6 protein-coding genes are annotated in these 6266 nt (G+C 58.7%); all 6 read left to right on the forward strand.

Going from position 1 to position 6266, the window contains the following annotated elements:
• The first annotated feature begins 15 nt into the window (after nucleotides 1-15).
• The 6 genes from recO to pgsA all read left to right on the forward strand — a co-directional run bounded on the left by recO (nucleotide 16) and on the right by pgsA (nucleotide 6208).
• Nucleotides 16-927 carry a DNA repair protein RecO gene (recO, locus tag ACFOFO_RS24920; protein WP_390333350.1) on the forward strand — a complete coding sequence of 304 codons (912 nt, stop codon included), beginning with the start codon at nucleotides 16-18 and terminating at the stop codon, nucleotides 925-927.
• A 275-nt stretch (nucleotides 928-1202) separates the two neighbouring features.
• On the forward strand, nucleotides 1203-1967 hold the full coding sequence (pdxJ, locus tag ACFOFO_RS24925; RefSeq protein ID WP_390324379.1) for a pyridoxine 5'-phosphate synthase: 765 nt from the start codon (nucleotides 1203-1205) through the stop codon (nucleotides 1965-1967).
• Between the two features lie 21 nt (nucleotides 1968-1988).
• Nucleotides 1989-2393 carry a holo-ACP synthase gene (gene acpS, locus ACFOFO_RS24930; protein ID WP_390324381.1) on the forward strand — a complete coding sequence of 135 codons (405 nt, stop codon included), beginning with the start codon at nucleotides 1989-1991 and terminating at the stop codon, nucleotides 2391-2393.
• A gap of 49 nt (nucleotides 2394-2442) precedes the next feature.
• Nucleotides 2443-3486: a beta-N-acetylhexosaminidase gene (gene nagZ, locus ACFOFO_RS24935; RefSeq protein ID WP_390324383.1), complete on the forward strand. Its 1044-nt coding sequence runs from the start codon at nucleotides 2443-2445 to the stop codon at nucleotides 3484-3486.
• Between the two features lie 143 nt (nucleotides 3487-3629).
• Complete coding sequence (gene uvrC / locus ACFOFO_RS24940; RefSeq protein ID WP_390333352.1) at nucleotides 3630-5522, forward strand: excinuclease ABC subunit UvrC; 1893 nt, start codon at nucleotides 3630-3632, stop codon at nucleotides 5520-5522.
• Between the two features lie 101 nt (nucleotides 5523-5623).
• The gene (gene pgsA / locus ACFOFO_RS24945) at nucleotides 5624-6208 is read left to right on the forward strand and encodes a CDP-diacylglycerol--glycerol-3-phosphate 3-phosphatidyltransferase (protein WP_390324384.1); all 585 of its coding nucleotides are present in this window, start codon (nucleotides 5624-5626) and stop codon (nucleotides 6206-6208) included.
• Nucleotides 6209-6266: the final 58 nt, after the last annotated feature.

Here is a 6266-nt window from a genome sequence, read left to right on the forward strand (position 1 = left end):
ACGGCACATTGTGCAATGGACCTGACCCCTGCCGACGTGACATCCTCAGCGGACGCTCACTCCGTTCCCATCGACACCAATGCGGCCACAGCAGTGGCGGCATCAGCCCGATCCGTCACCGATGACGGCCCGGCGCAACCGACAGCCATACCAAAAGACGAGCGCTCCGGCGCGCTAGCCGGCGCAAGCGGCCAGCGAAGCAGGGCGCCGACCAAAGAGCTGCGCATCAGCGGCCAGCCGGGCTTCGTCCTGCACAGCTACCCCTACAAGGAAACCAGCCTGATCGTCGACATGCTGACGCGCGACCATGGCCGCGTCGCGCTGGTGGCCAAGGGCGCCAAGCGACCGCTGTCGAAGCTGCGCGGGGTTTTGCAGACCTTTCAACCGCTGTCGATCGGCTGGAGCGGCAAATCGGAGTTGCGCACGCTGACGGTGGCGGAATGGGTTGGCGGTCTGCTGCCGCTGGAAAAATCGGCGCTGCTCAGCGGCTTTTACCTCAATGAACTGCTGGTCAAGCTGTTGGCGCGTGACGATCCGCATCCCGGGTTGTTTGACCACTACGTCGCGACGCTCAATCAATTGGCGCATGGCGAATCACCGCCGATCGTGCTGCGCAAATTCGAACGCGCGTTACTGAAAGAGACCGGCGTCGCCGGCGACTTTACCATCTGCACCGTGACCGGGCAGAAGCTGCAGCCGGACCTGCTGTATGTGGTCGATCCGGAACGTGGTCCGCGTCCGGCGATGGGGGCGGACCAGTGGCCGCGCGTCGCCGGCAAGACCCTGCTCGACATGGAACGCGAAGATTATTCTGATGCAAGCACCCAGATACAGAGCAAGTTTCTGATGCGTTTCCTGCTGGCGCATCATCTGGGCGGTGTGCCGCTCAACACACGACAGATCTTGCTTGATTTGATGCAGTTATGAGCAGTAATTTGGCTATATACTCCTGACATTTACATCGCATTCCGCAATTAAATGAAGAGGAGTTGATATATACTCCTTGGAAATAAGTAAAAAATTGGTGGCAGTGGCGGTGGCGGAGCCGGGATGCGCAAGGCCTCAGTAAATTTGCACTGCATTCATCCGAACCGTCTGCAACCTGGTCTGCAACTTAGTCAGTAGCTCAGTCAACAACTTAGTCAGCAAATTCATCAGCAAATTCATCAGTAAATTCATCAGCAAATATCGAGCACAATCCCATGAGCTTCCTGCAGCCGAGCAATCCCGCCCTCGAATTGGGCGTCAATATCGATCATGTCGCCACCTTGCGCAATGCGCGCGGCACCAGCTACCCGGACCCGGCGCAGGCGGCGTTGCAGGCGGAAGAGGCGGGCGCCGACGTGATCACGCTGCATTTGCGGGAGGATCGCCGCCACATCAGGGACGCCGACGTCGAAGCGATTCGCCCACAACTGCGCACCCGGATGAATCTGGAATCGGCAGTCACCAGCGAAATGATCGATTTTGCCTGTCGCATCAAGCCGCAGGACGCCTGTCTGGTGCCTGAGCGCCGGGCCGAGGTGACGACCGAGGGCGGCCTCGACGTGGTGCGTTATTTCCCGCAAGTGCAGGCCGCAGTCAAACAACTGCAGGCGGAAGGCATCCGCGTCAGCCTGTTCATCGATGCCGATGCGGCGCAGATCCAGGCGGCGGTGGAGGCCGGCGCGCCGGTCATCGAGCTGCACACCGGACGCTATGCCGACGCCCACTCCGCCGCCGAGCAGCAACAGCAACTGGAACGGGTCCGGCAGGGCGTGCTCGAAGGGGTGCGCCGCGGCCTCAAGGTCAATGCCGGTCACGGCCTGCACTACAGCAATGTGCAGGCGATCGCAGCGATTGCCGATATCGCCGAACTCAACATCGGCCACGCGATCGTTGCGCACGCGGTATTCGTTGGCTGGCAAAATGCGGTGCGCGAGATGAAGGCCATCATGCACAGCGCGCGGTTGGCGGCGCGTGCCTGAATCCCCTGAACGGGAGCGAACATGATCTACGGCATCGGCACCGATATCATCAAGATCGCACGGATCGAGGCGGCGCTGGCGCGCAACGGCGAACGCTTCGCGCAGAAAATCCTGGGACCGCAAGAGATGGAAAAATACCTGCAGCGCAAGGCCAAGGTCGAAGCGCGCGGACTGCGCTTTCTGGCTACCCGTTTCGCTGCCAAGGAAGCGTTTTCAAAAGCGATCGGTCTCGGCATGCGCATGCCGATGCACTGGCGCGCGATGCAGACGCTGAATGCGCCGGGTGGCCGGCCGGTGGTGGTGACCAGCGGTGCGCTGGAAGAATTCATGCAGGAAAACAAGCTGAAGGCGCAGGTCTCGATTACCGATGAAGAAGAATATGCGGTCGCCTTTGTAATAGTCGAGAAAATCGGTCATCCCGCCTGATTGGCGCAATGATGGGTGCCGGGAAAATCGGGAATATTAAGAGAAAATAATGACTACAAAAAACGAACTCGGTCCAATCATGCTTGACGTGGTCGGCACCACGCTCGATGGCGACGACATCCGTCGGCTGGACCATCCGCTGACCGGCGGCGTCATTTTGTTCGCACGCAATTACCAGAATCGTCAGCAACTGACACAGCTGACGGCAGCGATCCACGCCGCGCGTCCCGGTCTGCTGATCGCGGTTGATCACGAAGGTGGTCGCGTGCAACGTTTCAAGACTGATGGTTTTACCAGACTGCCGGCGATGCGCAAGCTCGGGCAGTTATGGGATCGCGACGTGCTGGCGGCGACCAAGGCCGCCACCGACGTCGGCTACGTGCTGGCCACCGAATTGCGCGCCTGCGGCGTCGACCTGTCGTTTACACCGGTGCTCGATCTCGATTACGGCGAATCGAGCGTGATCGGCGACCGCGCTTTCCATCGCGATGCGCGCGTAGTCAGTCTGCTCGCCAAGAGCCTGAACCACGGTCTGGCGCTGGGCGGCATGGCCAATTGCGGCAAGCATTTCCCCGGTCATGGCTTCGTGCAGGCCGATTCGCATGTCGCGATCCCGGTCGATCAGCGCACGCTGAAAGCCATTTTGGCCGACGACGCCGCGCCGTACGACTGGCTCGGCATGAGCCTGGCGGCGGTGATGCCGGCGCATGTGATTTATCCTAAAGTCGACCAGCATCCAGCCGGGTTTTCCAAGAAATGGCTGTCGATGCTGCGCAAAGAGTTCGGTTTTGACGGCGTCATCTTCAGCGACGATCTCAGTATGGAAGGCGCAAGCGTCGCCGGCAGTGTGATCGACGGTGCGCAAGCCGCGTTGTCTGCCGGTTGCGACATGGTGTTGATCTGCAATGCACCGGACAAGGCCGATCAATTGCTGGCAGGGCTGCGGCCGGATAGCGGCGTTGCGGCACGTCTGTCGGCAGCGCGCATCAATGCGCTGCTACCGCAGTCCATTCCATTGACATGGGATATGCTACAAGAAGAAGCGCGCTACAAGGCCGCCAAACAGGTCGCGGAAGCCCTCGCGGTAACTTGAATCGCACTGTGGGCGTAAATTATACTGGATGGTGTATTTTTAAATGCCGCCATGAATCATGCGCATGAACCATGTTTTATGCATATACTCCCACAATATCTGTAAAAATGCATGCTGTGCTTGTTTAAGTTGATGTTGGTCCAATGGCTGAATCGGTAGCTCCTACGTCACGCGAGGTCGTGCTCGACACTGTCGGCAAGCTGCCGCATTTGCCCGGCGTATATCGCTACTTCGACGCCGACAACAAGGTGCTATATGTCGGCAAGGCGCGTGACCTGAAGAAGCGCGTTTCCAGCTATTTCCAAAAGACGTTGAGCAGCTCGCGCATCGCGATGATGGTCGAACGCATCGCGCGACTGGAAACGACCGTGACGCGCAGCGAGGCCGAGGCGCTGATCCTGGAAAACAACCTGATCAAGACCTTGCAGCCGCGCTTCAACATCCTGTTTCGCGACGATAAATCCTATCCCTACCTGAAAATCACCGGCCAGGACGTGCCGCGGATGGCGTATTACCGCGGCGCGATCGACAGGAAGAACCAATATTTCGGCCCGTTTCCCAGCGCATGGGCGGTCAAGGAATCGCTGCAGATCCTGCAGAAGGTATTTCAGCTGCGCACCTGTGAGGACAGCGTGTTTGCCAATCGCACACGACCCTGTCTGCTGCACCAGATCCACCGCTGCAGTGCGCCCTGCGTGAATGCGATCGCGCCCGAGGATTACCAGATCGACGTCGATAATGCGGCGAAATTTCTGCGCGGTCGCCAAACCGAGGTGCTGGAAGCGCTGGAGGCCAAAATGCACGCGTTCGCGTCCGAGCTCAAGTTTGAGCAGGCCGCGCTGGTGCGTAATCAGATGACGGCATTGTCGCGCGTGCTGCATCAGCAAAGCATGGAAACCAGCGGTGATGCCGACATCGATATCCTGGCGGTGATCGTGCAGGGCGGACGTGCCTGCGTGAATCTGGCGATGGTGCGGGGCGGGCGCCACCTCGGCGACCGTGCATATTTCCCGACCCACTTGGACGACGCGCAGCGGCTGATGGATGGCGTCGACGGCGATAGCGGCGACGATGAGGCCGGTCGCACGGTTGATGTCGAAGTGCTGAAGGCTTTCCTGGCGCAGCACTACATCGAAAAATTCATCCCAAACACACTGATTCTGAATATCGAACTGGACGAGCCGGCCCTGATCATCGCGCTCACCGAGCAATGCGGGCATCGCATCAACCTGCTGTTCCAGCCGCAAGGCCAGCGCCGCCAATGGCTGGAAATGGCGATCAAGGGTGCCGAGATTTCACTGGCACGCCTGTTGTCCGAACAGGGATCGCAGCAGTCGCGGACACGCACGCTGGTCGATGCGCTCGGCATCGACATCGCCGACATCGACCAGCTGCGCGTCGAATGCTTCGACATCAGCCATACCCAAGGCGAGGCGACGCAGGCATCATGCGTGGTGTTCCATCACCACGCGATGCAAAACGGCGAATACCGGCGCTATAACATCAATGGCATCACGCCGGGCGACGATTACGCAGCCATGCGCCAGGTGTTGACCCGGCGCTACGAAAAAGTCGCGAACGGCGACGGCGTGATGCCCGACATCGTGCTGATTGACGGCGGCAAGGGCCAGGTCGAAATCGCGCGCCAGGTATTCGTCGAACTCGGCCTCGATATCAGCCTGATCGTTGGCGTGGCTAAAGGCGAGGGCCGCAAGGTCGGCCTGGAGACCCTGGTGTTCGTCGATGGCCGCGCACCGCAGGAACTGGGTAAGGAATCCGCTGCCTTGATGCTGATCGCGCAGATTCGCGACGAGGCGCATCGCTTCGCGATCACCGGCATGCGCGCCCAGCGCGCCAAGACGCGACAGACGTCACGGCTGGAAGAAATCGAGGGAATTGGCGCCAAGCGCCGACAAAAATTGCTGGCGCGCTTCGGCGGCTTGCGCGGCGTGGTGGACGCCAGCGTTGAAGATCTGAGTACGGTCGAGGGTATTTCACGCCAACTGGCAGAAGAAATTTACAAACAATTGCACTAAATTGCGTTAAATTGCATAAATCATTTAATGCAATGATGCAAAGCAAGTATTCTGTCCGGCGCTTGAAGGTCCCGACATCAAAGAATAGATACGATTCCACTATGCCATTCAATATTCCGATCCTGCTCACCTGGTTGCGCGTCGCGCTGATTCCACTGGTCGTCGGCGTCTTCTATCTGCCGAAAGGCTGGCTCTCGCCGCTGGACATAGGCCTCGCGTCCTCGGCCATTTTTATTGTGGCCGCATTGACCGACTGGTTCGATGGATACTTGGCGCGGCGCTGGAATGAAACATCCTCGTTTGGCGCTTTTCTTGATCCGGTTGCGGATAAATTGATGGTGGCCGGCGCGCTGCTGGTGCTGGTCGAATTTCGCAATGTTAATGCCATTATCGCGTTCATCATCATTGGCCGGGAAATCGCCATCTCCGCGTTGCGCGAATGGATGGCACAAATCGGCGCGTCGAGATCGGTGGCGGTCAGTTCGATCGGGAAAATAAAAACAGCCGCGCAAATGATCGCGATCCCGATGCTGCTTTATTATCCATCCGTATTCGGCATTGTCGATACCCGCAATGTGGGCAACTGGCTGTTGGGTGTGGCTGCATTGTTGACTGTATGGTCGATGCTTTATTATCTGCGTCGTGCATGGCCGCTGATTAAAGAAAGTGGCGGCCATAGTATCTAGATGCTGTCAACGCTAAGTAGAAATGTCCCTTTTCCTGCAAAGTAGAAATGTCCCCTTG

It is taken from the genome of Pseudundibacterium arcticum (assembly GCF_042646465.1).
In the GTDB taxonomy this organism is placed as follows: domain Bacteria; phylum Pseudomonadota; class Gammaproteobacteria; order Burkholderiales; family Burkholderiaceae_D; genus Undibacterium_A; species Undibacterium_A arcticum.